General features: G+C 73.6%; 15 protein-coding genes and 2 riboswitches. Of the genes, 7 read left to right on the forward strand and 8 right to left on the reverse strand.

Going from position 1 to position 17,304, the window contains the following annotated elements; all coding sequences use genetic code 11:
- Positions 1–455: 455 nt before the first annotated feature.
- The 6 genes from MFF58_RS19475 to MFF58_RS19500 form a co-directional block, all read right to left on the reverse strand.
- A complete protein-coding gene (locus MFF58_RS19475) occupies positions 456–2,165 on the reverse strand; it encodes a DEAD/DEAH box helicase (RefSeq protein ID WP_238290503.1) in 1,710 nt (569 codons plus the stop codon).
- A gap of 9 nt (positions 2,166–2,174) precedes the next feature.
- Positions 2,175–2,963: a precorrin-6A synthase (deacetylating) gene (cobF, locus tag MFF58_RS19480; protein ID WP_238290504.1), complete on the reverse strand. Its 789-nt coding sequence runs from the start codon at positions 2,961–2,963 to the stop codon at positions 2,175–2,177.
- A gap of 48 nt (positions 2,964–3,011) precedes the next feature.
- Positions 3,012–3,950, reverse strand: a complete 939-nt coding sequence (locus tag MFF58_RS19485; protein ID WP_238290505.1) for an ornithine cyclodeaminase family protein — start codon at positions 3,948–3,950, stop codon at positions 3,012–3,014.
- 143 nt (positions 3,951–4,093) lie between these two features.
- Positions 4,094–5,215, reverse strand: a complete 1,122-nt coding sequence (locus MFF58_RS19490) for a DSD1 family PLP-dependent enzyme (protein WP_238290506.1) — start codon at positions 5,213–5,215, stop codon at positions 4,094–4,096.
- A gap of 36 nt (positions 5,216–5,251) precedes the next feature.
- Positions 5,252–6,391 (reverse strand): pyridoxal-phosphate dependent enzyme, encoded by a 1,140-nt coding sequence (locus MFF58_RS19495; RefSeq protein ID WP_238290508.1) that lies wholly within the window; start codon positions 6,389–6,391, stop codon positions 5,252–5,254.
- Positions 6,392–6,547: 156 nt separating this feature from the next.
- Positions 6,548–7,822, reverse strand: coding sequence for a D-amino acid dehydrogenase (locus tag MFF58_RS19500; protein ID WP_238290509.1), 1,275 nt, complete (start codon positions 7,820–7,822; stop codon positions 6,548–6,550).
- A 64-nt stretch (positions 7,823–7,886) separates the two neighbouring features.
- A riboswitch (glycine riboswitch) is annotated at positions 7,887–7,998 on the reverse strand.
- A gap of 3 nt (positions 7,999–8,001) precedes the next feature.
- A riboswitch (glycine riboswitch) is annotated at positions 8,002–8,106 on the reverse strand.
- A 392-nt stretch (positions 8,107–8,498) separates the two neighbouring features.
- On the opposite strand from MFF58_RS19500, the gene MFF58_RS19505 reads away from it, so the two are divergent.
- The gene (locus MFF58_RS19505; RefSeq protein WP_238290510.1) at positions 8,499–8,738 is read left to right on the forward strand and encodes a hypothetical protein; all 240 of its coding nucleotides are present in this window, start codon (positions 8,499–8,501) and stop codon (positions 8,736–8,738) included.
- 98 nt (positions 8,739–8,836) lie between these two features.
- Complete coding sequence (locus MFF58_RS19510) at positions 8,837–9,454, forward strand: glutathione S-transferase (RefSeq protein WP_238290511.1); 618 nt, start codon at positions 8,837–8,839, stop codon at positions 9,452–9,454.
- Positions 9,455–9,518: 64 nt separating this feature from the next.
- Here MFF58_RS19510 and MFF58_RS19515 read toward each other — a convergent pair whose 3' ends face one another.
- Together MFF58_RS19515 and argE are read right to left on the reverse strand one after the other, a co-directional pair.
- A complete protein-coding gene (locus MFF58_RS19515) occupies positions 9,519–9,992 on the reverse strand; it encodes a DoxX family membrane protein (RefSeq protein WP_238290512.1) in 474 nt (157 codons plus the stop codon).
- A gap of 155 nt (positions 9,993–10,147) precedes the next feature.
- Positions 10,148–11,347 (reverse strand): acetylornithine deacetylase, encoded by a 1,200-nt coding sequence (gene argE / locus MFF58_RS19520; protein ID WP_238290513.1) that lies wholly within the window; start codon positions 11,345–11,347, stop codon positions 10,148–10,150.
- Positions 11,348–11,527: 180 nt separating this feature from the next.
- On the opposite strand from argE, the gene MFF58_RS19525 reads away from it, so the two are divergent.
- From MFF58_RS19525 to MFF58_RS19545, 5 genes are all read left to right on the forward strand, one after another.
- Positions 11,528–11,920: a hypothetical protein gene (locus tag MFF58_RS19525; RefSeq protein ID WP_238290514.1), complete on the forward strand. Its 393-nt coding sequence runs from the start codon at positions 11,528–11,530 to the stop codon at positions 11,918–11,920.
- A gap of 162 nt (positions 11,921–12,082) precedes the next feature.
- Positions 12,083–13,981, forward strand: a complete 1,899-nt coding sequence (locus tag MFF58_RS19530) for a sensor histidine kinase (RefSeq protein ID WP_238290515.1) — start codon at positions 12,083–12,085, stop codon at positions 13,979–13,981.
- Between the two features lie 315 nt (positions 13,982–14,296).
- Positions 14,297–14,647: a hypothetical protein gene (locus MFF58_RS19535; protein WP_238290516.1), complete on the forward strand. Its 351-nt coding sequence runs from the start codon at positions 14,297–14,299 to the stop codon at positions 14,645–14,647.
- Between the two features lie 197 nt (positions 14,648–14,844).
- Entirely contained in the window at positions 14,845–15,522 is a 678-nt protein-coding gene (locus MFF58_RS19540; protein WP_238290517.1) for a carbonic anhydrase, read from the forward strand.
- A gap of 2 nt (positions 15,523–15,524) precedes the next feature.
- Positions 15,525–17,105, forward strand: coding sequence for a SulP family inorganic anion transporter (locus MFF58_RS19545; RefSeq protein WP_238290519.1), 1,581 nt, complete (start codon positions 15,525–15,527; stop codon positions 17,103–17,105).
- Positions 17,106–17,304: the final 199 nt, after the last annotated feature.

Below are 17,304 nucleotides of genomic sequence, written 5' to 3' on the forward strand. Positions count from 1 at the left end.
AGTGGTCGCCCGGTGGCGTCCTGGGTTGGCGTCTGGGTGATGTCCTGGGTGATGTCCCGGGTGACGTCCTGCATCCACGGCGGAACGTGGCGTCGGAGGCGATCCCCGGCCGCCGCGATCCCTCAGCTCAACCGCCCTTCGACCTGCCAACAGAGTTCGCATAAGATATATTATGGAACATGAGCGGCGATCCGGCCGGGCGAGGGGGGTTCGGCATGCCCCGGGGCGGCCTCTCCGAGGATGGCCCGTGTCACAGGATCGGGACGGATCCCGGCCGGCTGGCCGCACTTGATCCACCGGCGCGGCACGGGTCGGCGCTCGCAGATCCCTGGCAGCGCAGATCCCTGGCAGATGGCCTGCGGACCGGGATCGGGCGAGGGCGGTCCGAGGCCCCTCCCCGCGGGAGGCCCGGCGGGCGAGTTCCCCGCGAAGGTCCGCGAGACCCTCCGGCGGTTTCACGCCGCATGCCCGGACAGGCGGCGCACGTCGCCCAGGGTCCGCCCGTCCGCCGTCCGGCAGGCGATCTGATCGGACAGCCGGCCCGGCCGGATCCGGATGGCCGCCGGCCGGCTCAGGGCGTCGGCCCCCTCCAGGAACCCGGCGGTGCTCATCGGGGCGTCCCGGCCGCCCCCGAGTCCGCGCCACCACGACACGGCCTTCTCCCGCTCGTAGCCGCGGCCCTCGGGCCGCAGGCGCACGCGCCACGCCGCCTCGGTGGCGCCGTCCCGCCAGCCGAGCACGAGGTCGAGCCCGTCCGGCGCGGGCTCCAGGGTGAGGGCCGTCACCGGGTGCCAGGGCGCGTCCGGGGATGCCGCCCCGGGGGCAGGGCCGGCCGGCTCGGGATCGGGGCCGGGATCGGGGCTTCCGGGATCGGCCGAGAGGATCGCCAGCGCGTCGTCGGCCGCGGCCTCGTGCGGGGCCTCCGCGTCCCCTTCCGGCTCGGTCCAGCAGGCCTCGCAGGTGGAGGCGTTCAGCGCGATCAGGGCGCCGCAGCCCGGGCAGGGCTTGGCGCGCGAGGCCCCTGCCCCGCCCAGGCCCTGGGTGGCGCTCCGGACCGTCACGGCGTCCACCGGGCCGTGCATCCGCACCAGCCCGGCATAGTCGAGGATCAGCGCGTCGGCCTTATCGGGGGCGCAGCGCAGCGCCCGGCCGACCTGCTGCACGTAGAGACCGGTGCTGCGGGTCGGGCGCAGCAGCGCCACGAGGTCGACCTCGGGCACGTTGAAGCCGGTCCCGAGCACGCCGACCGAGGTCAGGCAGCGGATCTGTCCGGCCCGGAACGCCGCCACGATCCGGTCGCGCTCCCGGCGCGGGGTCTCGCCCGAGACGCTCTCGCAGGCATACCCTTCCGCCCGCACGGCGTCGCGCACGGCGTCCGCGTGGGCGAGGCCGGCGCAGAAGGCGAGCCAGGCCCGGCGGGAGCGGCCGTACTCCGCGAGTTCCGCCACCGCCGCGCGGGTGATCCAGTCGCGGTTGACCGCCGCCTCCAGCTCCCCCGGGATGTAGTCGCCCCCGCGCCGGCCGACGCCCGAGACGTCGAGCTGGGTCAGCGTCGCCTTGGAGACGAGGGGGGCCAGGAAGCCCCGCCGGATCAGCGTGAACGTGTCGGCCTCGTAGGCGATGCCGGAGAACAGCCGGTGCGCCCCGTCGTCGAGGCGGCCCGAATCGAGCCGGTACGGGGTGGCGGTGAAGCCCGCCACGCGCAGCCCGGGGGTCCGCGCCCGCAGGCCCGCCAGGAACCGGCCGTAGCGGGTGTCGGCGGCGCGGGGGATCAGGTGGGCCTCGTCGACGATCACGAGGTCGCGCGGCCCGACCGCGTCGAGCCGGTCGGCCACCGACTGGATGCCGCAGACCAGCACCTGCGCGCCGGCCTCCCGCCGCCCGAGCCCGGCCGAGAAGATCCCGGCCGGCGCCTCCGGCCAGGCGCGGGTCAGCTCCGAGAAGTTCTGGGCGACCAGCTCGCGGCTGTGGGTGACGATCGCCACCCGGGCGAGGGGGTTTTCCGCCAGGGTCTCCCGGGCGAGGGCCGCGATCACGAGCGCCTTGCCGGCGCCGGTGGGCAGCACGATCAGGTGGCCGGGCGCCGCCGCGTCCGCCCCGCCCCGCGCCCAGGCGGCCGAGAGGGCGTCGAGGCTGGCGCGCTGGTAGTCCCGCAGGCGCAGCATGGCGGCTCTCTAGCGGGGTCCGTCCCCGCTGTCCGTTGCGGCGCGGTCACGGCGCAGCAGGTAGATGTCCATGATCCAGCCGTGCCGGGCCCGCGCCTCCGCCCGGACCCGCCGGATCGCGTCGCCCACTTCGCCCAGCCGGCCGGAGACCAGGATCTCGTCCGGGCCGCCGAGATAGGCGCCCCAGTAGATCGTCAGGTCCGGGTCGAGATGGCCAAAGGCCGGGTCGCCGTCGAGCATCACCACGACGCTGTCGGCCTCCGCCGGCCAGCCTGCGGCGAGGCGGCGACCGGTGGTGATCAGCACCGACCCGCCGATGCCGTTCAGCGGCACGCCGTGGCGGGCGGCGAGCACCTGCACGCTCGACAGGCCGGGGATCACCGCGCGGGTGAATCCCACGCGCCCGCGCGCGTCGATCCGGTCGAGGATGCGCAGGATGCTGTCGTAGAGGGCCGGATCCCCCCAGGCCAGGATCGCCCCCACCTCCCCGGCCCCGAGATGGTCCGCGAAGGCCGCCTCCAGCCGCTCGGCCCGGGCCGCGTGCCACGCCACGACGGTCCCGCCGTAATCGGCCGGGCGGCGCGGCCGGGGCGGATCCTCGACCGTGACGACCCGGTGGGGCTTGGCGATGTGGGCCGCGCAGATCCGGCGGCGGATCTCCACGAGGTCGGCGGTCTCGGCGCGCTTGTCGAGGACGAACACCGCGTCGACGTCGGCGAGCGCCCGCACCGCCTGGAGGGTCAGGTGCTCGGGATCGCCCGTGCCGATGCCGATGACCCGGATCTGCCTGTCCTGCATGCGTGGCGGTCCTCCGCCGGGGCGGGGGAGGGCCGGCGCCGGCCTCCCCTACAAGCGCGCGTCGGCTTTGGCGAGGATCGCCCGGGCGATGGTCAGGTCCTGCAGGGCGATGCCGGAGGAGTCGAACACGGTGATCCGGTCGGGATCGGTCCGGGCCCCCTCCCCGCTCCGCAGCACGTCGCCGAGCGCCGTGAGGCCCGCCTGAGCCTGCGCGGAGGCGTGCTGGAACTCGCCGATGGTGCGCGACTGCTCCGGCAGGTCGCAGAACAGGGCCGCCCGCTCCAGCAGGGCGGGGGGCAATTCCTGCTTGCCCTTCGCGTCCGCCCCCATGGCGGCGACGTGCGTGCCCGGCCGGACCCACTCGGCCTCGAACAGCGGCGCGCGGGCGGGCGTGGCCGTGACGATCACGTCGGCGGCCGCACAGGCCTCCCGGGGGGCGGCCGACCGCACGGCGATCCCCGAGGTCCCCTGCCCCGCCAGGCGCTCGGCGAACCCCGCGACCTTGGCGGCGTCCCGGGCGACCACCAGCACCGTCTTGATCGGCAGGATCCGGGCGAGCGCCGCGCACTCGAACGCGGCCTGGTTCCCGGCCCCGAACACGGCGAGCACCGTCGAATCCGGCCGGGCGAGGACGCTCGCCGCCACCGCGTCGGCGGCGGCGGTCCGGTAGGCGTTGACGCGGCCCGCCTCGATCACCGTGTCGATCCGGCCGACCGCCTGGTCGAACAGCAGGATCACGGAATTGTGCCGGGGCAGGCCCCGGTCGGGGTTGCCGGGCCAGAACGAGCCGACCTTCAGGCCGGCATAGGTCGCCGTGGAGCCCGACTTGATCGAGAACCGGTTGGCCGGCTCCGAGCCGTGCCCGAGCACCGCCGGGAACAGGGTGGTGCCGGGGGCGACGGCCGCGATCAGCGCCTCCCGGGCCGCCGCGAACGCCATGGCGTGGTCGACCAGGGCGGCGGACTCCTCTTCCGAGATGAAGCGCATGGTGTGAAGACCTCCAAAGTCATGGGTTCAAAAGGTCTTGGACCTTTTGCGGGTGCAGGGCGGCGCCCTGCTTTCGGACCAAGCCCGATGTCGGGGCGCCGCCCCGACACCCCGCCGAAGGGCCTCGGCCCTTTGGAATCCCGTTACAACGTCATGCCGCGGGCGGTGACCGGCCAGACGGCCTCGACCCGGCCGTTCCGCACGCCCACGTACCAGTCGTAGACGTTGACCGTCGGGTCGCAATGGCCGGGGATCAGCTTCAGGCGCTCGTTGAGCCTCAGCACGTTGCCGGGATCGCTGATCACCCCGTGCTCGTCCGAGCACTTGATGTACGCGACATCCTCCCGGCCGAACACCACCGGCAGGCCGCTGTCGATGCTCTGCGCCTTCAAGCCGGCATCGCAGATCGCGACATCGGCCTTCGCCTTGCTCATGATCGCCGTGACGATGAACAGGCTGTTCTCGAATTCCGCGATCGGCTGCCCGTCGGCGTCCTTCACCCGCTGGTAATCCGCGTCCATGAAGACGTAGGAGCCGCATTGCAGCTCGTTGTAGACGCCGCTGCCGCCCTCCAGGGCGAAGCTGCCGGTGCCGGCGCCCGCGACGATGTCGCAGCTCAGGCCCTCGGCCTTCAGCAGGTCCACGGTGCGCCGCGTCTCGTCGATCGCCGTCTGGATCAGGGCCTTCCGTTCGTCGTAGTCGCGCACGTGCTGGGCCTTGCCCTGGTAGGCCTGCAGACCGGCGAAGGCGAGGCCCGGCGCCGCCGCGATCCGCTGCGCGATCGCCACCGCGGGCTCCCCCGGGGCGACGCCGCAGCGGCCGGCGCCGACGTCGATCTCGACCAGGCACTCGAGGGTGACCCCGTACTTGACGGCCGCCGCCGACAGGTCGTCGACGTTGCCGAGGTCGTCGACGCAGACCAGCACCCGCGCCCGCGTGGCGAGGGCCGCCAGGCGCTCGATCTTCTGAGGCGCGACCACTTGGTTGGAGACCAGAACGTCGCGAATGCCGGCATTCACCAGCGCCTCGGCCTCGCTGACCTTCTGGCAGCAGACGCCGCAGGCGCCGCCGCGCTCGATCTGCACCACCGCGATGTCGGAGGATTTGTGCGTCTTGGCGTGTGCCCGGTGGCGCAGGCCGTGCGCCTTCATGAAGCTGCCGAGCTTCTCCACGTTGCGCTCGAACGCGTCGAGATCGACCATGAGGCAGGGGGTGTCGACCTCCTCGACCGGCATGCCGACGCGGGCGGGAATGTTGTTGCGCATGGAGTGTCTCCTCGGGATCGGGTCAGCGGGTCGGCGTCACGGGGTGGGACCCAGAAGCTCGGCGATGCGCGGCGTCGCCTTGATGCCGGTGCCGGTGAGGACCACCACGGTGGTCTCCTCCGGCCGGATCGCGCCGCGCGCGGTGAGGTCGGTGAGCGCGGCCGCGGCCATCGCGCAGGTCGGCTCGACGTAGAGGCCCGATCGGGCGAGCTCCATCAGGGCCGTCTCGATCGCCGGCTCGGAGACCGCCACGGTGCCGCCGCCGGACCGGCGGAGCGCCGCCAGCACCTCACGGCCGCGCACCGGCTGCGCGATCGAGGCACCCTCGGCGAGGGTCGGCCGCGGGGTGACCGGCACGAAGTCGTCGGCGCCGGCCTCGAAGCCCGCATGCAGGGGGGCGCAATGGCTCGGCTGCACGGCGTAGAGCCGCGGCAGGCGGGCGATCTCGCCCCGGCGCAGCAGCTCCGAGAAGCCGATGTCGCAGCCGAGGATGTTGCTGCCCGCCCCGCAGGGGATGATGACGTTGTCGGGCGCCCGGAAGCCCAGATCCTCCCAGAGCTCGTAGGCGAGGGTCTTGGTGCCCTGAAGGAAATGGGCCTGCCAGTTGTGGCTGGCGTAGAAGATCGCCTCCGCCTGCCGCACGGCGGCGTCGGCGGTGTCCTGGCGAGAGCCGGGGATCAGCTCGACCTCGGCGCCCGCCGCGCGCATCTGCACGGTCTTGGCCGGCGAGGTCGAGGCCGGGACCAGGATCTTCGCCCGCATGCCGGCGGCGGCCGCGTAGGTCGCCACCGCGGCGCCGCCGTTGCCGGAGGAATCCTCCAAGACCGCGCCGATCCCCTGCTGGCGCAGGATCGACAGCATCACGGCGGCGCCGCGATCCTTGAAGCTGCCGGAGGGCGCGAACCATTCGAGCTTGAAATGGGCGTGGCCGCCCCGCCAGGGCCGGCGCACCAGCGGCGTGCAGCCCTCCCCGAGGGTCACCGGATCCGAGACGGCCACCGGCAGCGCGGCGGCGTAGCGCCAGAGGGAGCGCTCGGCCGTATCGATCTCCCCACGATCGATGCCGGGAAGATCCGTGATCATCAGCGGCCCGCCCGTCTCCGAGCGCCAGCGCGGCGTCTCGATCGGGTAGGTCGCCCCGGTGGCGGGGTCGAGATAGGCGGCGAATGAGGGCATCGCGGCTCGGTTTCCGGGGCGGCTCGGAAAGAGAATACAAAATAATCTCAGGCGGCGCGCCCCCCGTCTCGGGGATGGGACCGCGCGCCGCGATGTGCGTCAGGGCTCCGCCCCGAAACCCGCCAAAGGGCTGCAAGCCCTTTGGAAACCCGGGACTCAGGCCGCGAGCGGCAGGAGGGTCCGCTCCGGGGCGTGCTCGGCGGCGATCGCCCCGGCGACGAGTTCGGCGGTGGCGCCCGACAGGGTCCAGCCGAGATGGCCGTGGCCGGTATTGTAGAACACCCCCGGCCGGCGGCCCCGGCCGACCTTGGGCAGCATGTTCGGCAGCATCGGGCGCAGGCCGCTCCAGGCCACCACCCGGTCGGTGTCGACACGCGGGAACTGCTCCCGGGTCCAGTCGACCAGCGGCTGGATCCGGTCGTGGCGGATGTCGCGGTTGAAGCCGTTGAACTCGGCCGTGCCGGCGACCCGCAGGCGCTCGTCGCCGAGGCGGCTCGTGACGATCTTGGCCGCCTCGTCGAGGATGCTCACCTCGGGTGCCGCAGCTTGCGCCTCCGGGGTCAGCAGGTTCACGGTGATCGAGTAGCCCTTCACCGGGTAGACGTTGACCCGGTCGCCGAGCATCGCCGCGAAGTGCCGGCTGGCGCAGCCCGCGCAGATCACCACCGCGTCGGCCTGCAGGCTCTGCGGCGCCTCGGCGGCATGACCCGTGAGATGCCCAGCCTGCCGCCAGCCGACGGCGTAGCCCCCCTCCCCCGACGTGATCGTCGCGACATCGGCGTCCTGGATGAAGCGGACGCCCTTGCGGGCGCAGGCAGCGGCCAGACCTCGCGTGAACTTGTGGATGTCGCCGGTGGCGTCCGAGGGCGTGAAGTAGCCGCCGTGATAGGTGCCGGCCAGCGTCGGCTCGATGGCCCGGATCTCCTCCGGGGTCACGGCGTAGCGCTCCAGGCCCCCTTCCCGCAGCAGGGCGTTGACGGCCGTGGCCTTCTCGAAGTTCGCCCGGTCCCGGTAGAAATGCAGGATGCCGCGGGTCTTCAGGTCGAAATCGATCCCCTCGGCCGCCGCCATGGCGAACAGGGCCTCCCGGGCCTTCAGCGCCAGCCGCACGGTCTCCACCGTGTTCGCGCGGTAATGGGCGATCTCGCGGACGAACTCCGCCATCCAGGACAGCTTGTGCCAGGAGGGCTTGGGATTCATCAGCAGCGGCGCGTCGCGGCGCATCATCCAGCGCAGGCCCTGCATCACCGTGGAGAGCTTGTTCCAGACCTCGGCGTTGCAGGCCGAGAGCTGGCCGCCATTGGCGAAGGATGTCTCCATGGCGGCGTAGCGCTGCCGGTCGAGGACGGTGACGCGGTAGCCGCGCTGGGCGAGCGCATAGGCGGTCGTCACGCCGGTGATGCCGGCGCCGATCACGGCGATGTGGGTCATGGGTGGGACTCCGGAACGAGGACGCGTGGAGGCCGCCTCAAGCGGTCGGCCGGTTGCGCGCCCCATCTGTCCCGGTGCCTGAGAGCTTGATCCGCTTCCGGCCCTGGCGAGGCCTTTCCGCGGACGTCCCCTTCGGCGGGTGCCCACGGGCTCGCCCGCTGCACCGCTCTCCAGATCGCCCTGACGACACGGTTCCGGTGCCTGAGAGTTTCCGGGGCGGTTGCTCCGTCGGCGCCGGGTCCCCCTCTGGTTGGGAAGATCCCGGTCTCTCCCGCATCGTCGCGATGGGCTAATCCCTGGATACGCCGATTCGGCCGCCCGGGAGAAGCCCGGATTCCCGGCACCCTGCCCGTTCCGCGGACAGCGGCTGCGCACTGTCACCGGCGGGGATTCCCCGCCAGCCGCTCCGACCGTGGGGCGACCGGGGCGCGGCAGCCGGGGCGCAGGGTCCGGGGCGCATCCGCATCCGCATCCGCATCCGCATCCGCATCCGCATCCGCATCCGCGCGGGCGACGACCCGCGGGCTCCGTTCACGGAACGCAAACCAAAAAATAGAGGCCGATTTACTGATAAAAGCGAATTCTTATGCTCTCAGCAACGAATACAGCAATATTGAATCTCCTCGCAGAGGATCTGTCGACGCATGATCCTCGTCGGTTTCAGGCGGATGGCGCGATGGCGAAGTGGATACCCGGCGCGGCCGTGTTCGGCCTCCTGTGCCTGATGATCATCCCGGCCCCCGGGATCTGGGGGGTACTGATCGGGGCCGTCTGCGTGCTGGCGATCGTCGGCAGCCTGTGCATGCTGCTCCTGGACCGGGTGGCGACCGCTCTCCTGGCCTGGCGCGCCCGCCCCCGGAAGATCGGCAGGAGCCGGGCGGTGCATGCGGGCTCTCGGATGACGCGGAAGGTCTGACCGTCCGGCGCCGCGCCGCCGGGGTCTGGATTCGGCGCGGCATCGGTGCAAGGTCCCGGCGCCCTAATCGCGGCGCCACGATCAACCGGGACGGTCCGATGAAGCTTCTCTACTCCCCCGCCTCCCCCTATGCCCGCAAGGTGCTGGTCCTCGCCCACGAGACCGGGCTGATCGACCGGCTCGCCGTCATCGTGGCCGGCGCTTCCCCGACCGGGCCCTCCGCGGAGGTCGCCGCCCACAACCCGCTGGGCAAGATCCCCGCGCTGGTGCTGGAGGACGGCACCGCCCTCTACGACAGCCGCGTGATCTGCGAGTATCTCGACGGCCTCTCGGCCGGGCCGCGCCTGTTCCCCGAGGGTGCCGCCCGCTGGGACGCGCTGACCCGGCAGGCCCTCGCCGACGGCCTGCTCGATGCGGCGCTGCTCACCCGTTACGAGCGGGTGCTCCGCCCGGAGGAAAAGCGCTGGGACGCCTGGGATTCCGGCCAGACCGGCAAGATCCGGTCGGCGCTCGACCGGTTCGAGACCCTGGTGGGCGGCGACGCGGACGGTGGGCCGGCCCTCGACATCGGCACCCTCGCGATGGCCTGCGCGCTGGGCTACCTCGACCTGCGCTTCCCCGACCTCGCGTGGCGGGCGGGCCGCCCGGCGCTCGCGGCATGGTACGGGGCGTTCGAGCGCCGGCCCTCCATGGCGGCCACCGTGCCGAAGGGCTGAGAAGCCCGCCCTCGGTCAGACACGCGCTCCTCCGCCGAACCGGCCTGCCCCCGGCGGAGAGCGCTCAAGGCCGGGACGGGTCGACGGTCGCGTAGGGATGGGTCGAGCCGAGCGGGTCGGCGAGGAAATTCTCGACCGTCCCGGCGCCCGTGCCGAAGGTGATGAGCAGGAAGCCGCCCGCCAGGGCGAAGTTCTTGAGGAAGTCCCAGAACAGCGCGCGGCCCTGGCCGCCGGTCCAGAAGTCGCCCGGCACCCAGAACTGCTTCCACAGCAGCGCCGTGACCCCGCAATAGCCGGCCATCACGAAGGCGGCGGCCCGGTCGGCGGTCCCGGTGAGGATGCAGAGCGACATCCCGATCTCGACGGCAAGCCCCATCAGGATCAGCGCCGTGGCGGCGGCGGTCGCGTGCACGGCCTCCCGGGCCTGCCCGACGGCGCCCCTGAAGTTCAGGATCTTGTCGAGGGCGCTGAACGGCAGGAACAGCAGCACGAGGAGTAGGCGGACGCCGAACGCGATCGCGACGCTGAGGCTGGCCATGCGGCTAAGATGACTCCGACCCGGCCCCGGCGGCCCTTCGCGCATCTAGGGCGGGTTCGCGCCCGCGGACATAGGGGTTTCCACAGGACCCCGGCCCGTCCGGCGGGGCTCTGCCCGGCAATCGCGAAGGGTCTCGACCTCTCGAAGCCGGGACCTCAGCCCCGGCAATCGCGGATCAGCCGCCGCACGAAGGTCGCGCAGGCCTCGAGTTCGTCGCGGGTCACGTACTCGTCGGCCCTGTGGGCGCGGGCGATGGAGCCCGGCCCGATCACCACGGCCGGCACGCCGCCGAGCCGCTCGAACAGCCCGCCTTCCGTGCCGTACGAGACCTTGGCGTGCCCGTTCCGGCCGGCCAGCCGCTTGGCCAGGGTCACGATCGCCGCGTCCGGATCGGTGTCGAGGCCCGGATAGTCGATCAGCGGCTCGACCGCGACGCCGCAGGCCGGATCCCCCGCCCGCATCAGCGGCGCCAGGGTGTCGGTGGCGTAGGCGATGGCCGCGCCCGCCAGCGCCCCGGCGTCGTCCGCGCCGATCGCCCGGTACTCGAACTCCACGCTGCAGGTATCCGGCACGATGTTGAGCGCCGTGCCGCCCCGGACCACGCTCGACAGGCCGGTCGTGTGCGGCACGTCGTAGAGCGGATCGCGGGCACCGTCCCGGGCGAGCGCCTCCGCGGAGAGCCGGACATGCTCGATGAACCGGGCGGCGTATTCCACCGCGTTGACGCCCTCGGGCGCCAGGGCCGAGTGGCTGGCCTTGCCCCGGAAGGTGAGGCGGGCGGCCGACTTGCCCTTGTGGCCGACCACCACCTCCATCCCGGTGGGCTCGCCCACGAAGCAGCCGAGCGGCCGGGGTACCCGCTCCAGCATCCGGGCGATCAGCGGCCGCACCCCGAGGCAGCCCACCTCCTCGTCGTACGAGATCGCGATGTGGAGCGGGGTGGTGAGCACGCCTTCGACCATCTCGGGCAGGAGCGCGAGGCAGACCGCCAGGAACCCCTTCATGTCGGAGGTACCCCGGCCGTAGAGCCGCCCGTCCGCCTCGCGCAGGAGGAACGGGTCCGACGTCCAGGGCTGGCCCTCCGTCGGCACCACGTCGCTGTGGCCGGAGAGCACGTAGCCGGGGCGGCTCTCGGACGGGCCGACGCTCACCAGCAGCGCCGCCTTCCGCCCGGTCGGATCCGGCACCCGCTCCACCGCGGCGCCGTGGTCCCGGCAATAGGCCTCCGCCCAGTCGATCAGCGGCAGGTTCGAGCGGGCGCTCACCGTGTCGAAGGCGACGAGCGTCCTCAGGAGCGCCACCGGGTCGTGCGGGCCGGCATTCGGCGCGGGCTCTGTCCGTTCGGGCTCTGGCATGGGCCGTTCGCGCTCGCGTCGTCTCGGGTGGGGACCTCGGGCCTTCTACGGGGTTTTCGGCGGCCTGGGGACCCGAGATTGCCGCGGGGGCGCCCGCCCCCGCGCGGGCGGTTCCCGGAACCGGCGGCCTCGTTCCGGCGTAGCTGCCGGCGGAAGCCCCCTCACCGTCGAGCCCGAACCATGCGCGCCGGTCCGACCCCGATCCACGCGGCCCTGCTTGTCCCCCTGGCGCTGCCCCTCGCCCTGCCCTTCGCCCTGCCCCTCGCCTCGCTGGCGGCCTCCCCGGCTCGGGCGCAGCCGGGGCCGCAGCCGGGGCGGTCCCAGCCCGGGCGGCACCATCCGCCGGCCGCCACCGACATGGACCGGACCCTGGCCCGCAGGGCCGAGGCCGCGCGGCGGGACGGGCTTTCCCGGCAGGATCCGCGGCCGATCCCCCGGGCCCTACCACCCCAGGCTCTCCCTCCGGCCCTTTCACCGGCCCTTCCGCCGGCGACGCGGGAGCGGGTGGCGGCCCCGCCCTTCACCGGCTGGGGTTACGGCGGCACGATTCCGGGGGCTTGGCCCGGCTTCTGACCAGCCCGGCACCGGAGAGACCAGGTGCCGTTTTGCAACCTTCGATAGTGTTAGGTGCCGCCGAGTCTCGAAACTGTCTTGCTGAGGCCTGCCGCGCGTGCTGAGAAGGCGGGGCGGGCACCGTCTGCTGGGGCGGGGCGGCCCGGATCCGCGGGAGATCGGATGCAGGCGGTCGCGCGATCGGAATCCCCGCCCGGCCCCGCTTCGGCGGCCATCCCGGCCGACCCCGCGGGATCGACCGACCTCCCGGGGCGGGGCGGTCCGCGCCGCCGGCCGGCGGCGCCGCGGCTGCGCGTCGTGCTGGCCCTGGGCTTCGGCACCCTCGGCTTCCTGGCCACCCTGGCGCTCGCCGCCCTGGTGAGCCGCGAGGCGACCCGCCGGCTCGAGGCGGAGGTCGGCGGCCAGCTCGCCGAGATCGCCGGCCAGATGGCGCGGAGCCTCGACCTCGGCATGTTCGAGCGCTGGCGCGACATCCAGATCGCCGCCGCCTCGGACAGCCTGCGCGATCCCGCGGCCGGCACGGCCGCCAAGCGCGCCCTGATGGAGCGGATGCAGGCGACCTACCCCGCCTACTCGATCATCGGGCTGATCGACCCGGACGGGCGCGTCGCGGTGACCAGCACCGGCGCGCTGGAGGGCGCGGACGTCGCCGGCCGGGACTATTTCCGCGCGGGCCGCGCGGCGCCCTTCGTGGGGGACGTGCATCCGGCCAAGCTCCTGCAGGCGGCGCTGGCCCCCGGCGAAGCAGGTCCCCGTGAGGCAGCCCCGCGCCAGGCGACCCCGCGCGAGCCCCTGCGTCTCCTCGACGTCGCGGCCCCCGTTTGGGGGGCGGACGGGCGCCTCGTCGGGGTGCTGGCCGCCCATCTCGACTGGACCTGGGCACGCGACATGGCGCGCACCCTCGAAGGCTCCCTCCGGGGTCACCGCGAGGGGGCGGAGATCCTGATCCTGTCCCGGGACGGCGCCGTCCTCCTGGGGCCGCCCGCCCTGCAGGGCGGGGCCCTGCCCCGGGACGTGCCGGTGGACGGGCGCCCCCTCGATCCGCAGGGCACCAGCCGGGTCGGCTCCTGGCCCGACGGCGCCCCCGCCTATCTCAGCGCCCAGGCGCGCACCGCCGGCTACCGCGACTATCCCGGCCTCGGCTGGCAGGTGGTGGTGCGCCAGTCGGCCGACCGGGCCCTGGCCTCGGCGACGGCCCTGCGCGGGAACATCCTGGCGGCGGGCAGCGCAGTGGCGCTCGCGGCCGCGCTGCTCGCGTGGCTGCTCGCCGGCCTGATCGCCCGCCCGCTGCGGGATCTGGCGGGGGCGGCCGGGGCGCTGGGCCGCAACCAGCCCCTGCCCGCGCTGCCCCGTTCCCTCGTGCGCGAGGGCACGATGATCGCCGAGGCCCTGGACGCGGCCGCCGACGAGCTGGCCCGGCGCGGGCAGGCCCAGCGGCTCCTGATCGATGAACTCAATCACAGGGTGAAGAACACCCTCGCCACCGTGCAGTCGATGGCCGCGCAGAGCCTCAAGAACATCGACGGCGCCGCGGCCGGGCGCGATGCCTTCGAGGCGCGGCTGCTGACCCTGTCGCGCGCCCACGACATCCTCACCCGCGAGAGCTGGGCGAGCGCGGACCTGCACGGCATCGCCGATCAGGCCGTGCGACCCTTCCAGAGCGAGGCGCCGCGCATCACCCTGGAGGGTCCCGAGCTGCGGCTGCCCCCCGAGGGAGCGCTCGCGCTGACGATGATCCTGCACGAATTGTGCACCAATGCGGTCAAGCACGGCGCCCTGTCGGTTCCGGGGGGCCGGGCGGCGCTGGCCTGGACGCGGGCGGCCGGTCCCGACGGCCCGATCCTGCGGATCACGTGGCGCGAGCGCGGCGGCCCCCCGGTGGCGCGCCCCTCGCGGAGCGGTTTCGGCACCCGCCTGCTGGAACGCGGCCTGGCCGGGCGCAACACCGCCGACCTCGCCTACGAGGCGGCGGGCTTCGCCTACGTGGCGGTGAGCCCCCTGCCCGCCCCTCCGGCGGAGACCGGCGCGTCGCCGCAGGGCATCCGGGCCGGACGGGCCTGAGAGGCATCCGCGCGGCGCGCGAAGGCTTTGCCGCGACCGGCTGCCCCGGCCGCCCGGACGCCCCGGCACTGCGAGTGCCCCGGACCGCGCGGGGAGTGCACGTCATGTCCGATGCCGTTTAATCCCGCGGTCGAGGCCGCATGGCGATCATGACGTGCGCGCACGCACCAAGTCAAACAAAGACAAAGGATTAAAATATCCGTATCTTTACTGTGTCAATACGCACATCAACTTTGCGCACTGTCGCTTATGTCCGGCTCAGCGGCCCGGGATGCGGCGTCCCGGGCCCGCCTGACGAACAAGCGAGGACGCGCAATGACGAAGATACGGCACCTCCCGACCGCCGCTCGCTCCGGCCCCGCCCTCGGGCCGACCTGCGGCCTCGTGCTGGGGCTCCTGGCGGGCTCCCTCGCCCTGCCGATGACGGCCCAGGCGGGCGAGGGCGGCGGCGGAAGCCGCCAGGTCGCCGGCGGCGGCCACATGAGCTCCTACGTCAGCGATCCCTATCACGACCCGCGCTCGCTCCACTCGCAGCGCCTAGGCACCGGGCAGCTCCTCGGGGCGCCGATGCTCCACGACAGCGCGGGGGCCACGGTCTCGCGCCGCGGCCTCGTCGATCCCCACTGGGCATCCGGGACCCTGCAGCGCCGCCGGATCGCCCGCTGAGACCCGCGAGCGGCCGCCGGGCTCCGGCCTGAGCGGTCGCTGCCGCCCCGGCCCCCGGGCTTCAGCCGGGGCGGTCACCCGGGAACGCCCGCCGGGAACGCCTCGCGCGACCTCGCCCGACACGCCGTCGGCCCCGCGGCGCGCCGGGATGACGGCCGCCGACACACCCCATTCCGCCCAGCGTCAGGACCCCCCTCATGAACAGCATCATCCAGGGCATCGCCAGCTTTCAGGGCAGCGTCTTCCCCGGCCAGCGGCAGATGTACCAGCAGCTGGTGCGCGACGGTCAGCACCCGAGCGCGCTGATCATCGCCTGCGCGGATTCCCGCGTCGCCCCCGAGCACATCACCCAGGCGGGGCCGGGCGACCTGTTCGTCTGCCGCAACGCCGGCAACATCGTGCCCCCCGCCTCCGACGTCATCGGCGGCGTCTCCTCGGCGATCGAGTACGCCGTGGTGGCGCTCGGCGTGCGCGACATCGTGGTCTGCGGCCATTCCGATTGCGGGGCCATGAAGGGGCTGATGAACCGGGACCTGCTCAAGCGGATGCCCAGCGTCGCGGCGTGGCTGCGCCACGCCGAGGCCGCCGAACGGATCGTCTGCGAGGCCTATCCCGAGGGCATGGACCCGAAGGCCCGCCACCACGCCCTGGCCCTGGAGAACGTGGTCGTCCAGCTCGCCAACCTGCGCACCCATCCGAGCGTCGCCGTCGCCCTCGCCAAGGGCTCCCTGCGCCTGCACGGCTGGTTCTTCGAGATCGAGACCGGCGCGCTCCTGGCCTATGATGGCGCGAGCGGGCACTTCCGGCCGATCGGCGAGGCCGACATGCCCGTGGCGCAGGATTCCGCCGGCGGCACCCGCCTGCAGGCCGCCTGAGCATGCCCATCCCCGAGGGTCTGAACCGACATCTGAGCACCGCCTTCGCGCCGGACGGCCCCGTCCGGACGAGCCTCGCGCGGGATCTCCCGGCCTCCGTGGTGGTCTTCCTCGTGGCGCTGCCCCTGTGCATGGGCATCGCCATCGCGTCCGGCGTGCCGCCCGAGCGCGGGCTCGTCACCGGCATCGTCGGCGGCATCGTGGTCGGCCTCCTCGCGGGCTCGCCGCTCCAGGTGAGCGGGCCGGCCGCGGGGCTCGCCGTGATCGTGTACGGCTTCGTGCAGGCGCACGGGCTCGACGCGCTGGACCCCGTCCTGGTGGCGGCGGGCCTCCTCCAGCTCGTCGCGGGTGCCCTGCGGGTCGGCGGCTGGTTCCGGGCGATCTCGCCGGCCGTGGTGCACGGGATGCTGGCGGGCATCGGCATCCTGATCGTGCTCGCCCAGATCCACGTCCTCACCGATGCCCTGCCCCGGGCGAGCGGGCTCGACAACCTCGTGGCGATCCCGGCCGCGTTCTTCGACTTCGTCACCGGCACGGGCGACCGCGCCGGCGCCGTGACTGTAGGCGGCGCCACCATCGCCGCCATGATCGCCTGGGAGCGCCTGCGCCCGGCGTGGCTCCGGCTCGTGCCCGGGGCGCTCGTGGGCGTCGTGGCGGGCAGTCTCGTCGCCGGCACCGGGGGCTTCGCCGTCAAGCGCGTCGCGGTGCCGGAGGCGCTCCTGTCCGGCCTGTCCCTGCCGGACGCGGCGGCCTGGGCGCGGCTGGCCGAGGCCGAGATCCTGATCATGGCCCTGGTCATCGCGGTGATCGCCAGCGCCGAGAGCCTGCTCTCGGCGGCGGCCGTCGACCGCATGCATGACGGCCCGCGCACCCGCTTCGACCGGGAACTCGGCGCGCAGGGCGTCGGCAACGTGATCTGCGGGATGCTGGGCGCCCTGCCGATGACCGGGGTGATCGTGCGGTCCTCGGCCAACGTCCAGGCCGGGGCCGTCAGCCGGGCCGCCACGGTGATGCACGGGACCTGGATCCTGGCCTTCCTCATCGCCCTGCCCTGGCTGCTGGCCCTGGTGCCGACCGCGAGCCTCGCCGGCATCCTGGTCGTCACCGGCTGGCGGCTGGCGAGCCCCGCCCACGCCCTGCACCTGCAGGCGCGCTACGGCTGGCTCACGGCGGCGATCTGGCTCGCCACGATGGTGACCGTGGTGGCGGTGGATCTGCTCACCGGCGTGCTCACCGGGCTGGTCCTGAGCCTGCTCCAGGCTCTGCCGAGCCTGCGTAAGGGCCGGCTGCGGATCGAGCACGCGGCGGCCCCGGAGGTGCCCGGCGTGCCGGAGCTGCGCCTGTCCGGGGCGGCGACGTTCCTGCAACTGCCGAGCCTCACGGCGGCGCTGGAGCGCACGCCCACGGGCGGCGAGGTCCGCCTCGCCACCGACAACCTCGCGGCCATCGATCACACCTGCCTGGAGATGATCGGCGACTGGGCGAGCCGGCGCAGCGCCGCCGGGACCCGGGTGGCCGTGGTCGGCGGATCGGGGGTTCCCCACGACCGCCTCGCGGCCGCGGTGGCGGCACCCGCCCGGTAGCGGCGCCGGGCCGGGCCAACCGTCTCCCGGGGATCGTAGCCCTCGACCCGCCGACCATCCCGGGACGGCACCGTCGTTCCTGCCCGGCTGGCCCGTGGCAACGGGCTTCCGGTGTCGTCCGAGGATCGTGACTTCTCAGGCCCTCCGGGCACTCGATTAATCCTGAATCTTTTCACGCCTTTAACGGTCCACCGTCACA

The organism is Methylobacterium longum, from assembly GCF_022179385.1.
In the GTDB taxonomy this organism is placed as follows: Bacteria; Pseudomonadota; Alphaproteobacteria; order Rhizobiales; family Beijerinckiaceae; genus Methylobacterium; species Methylobacterium longum.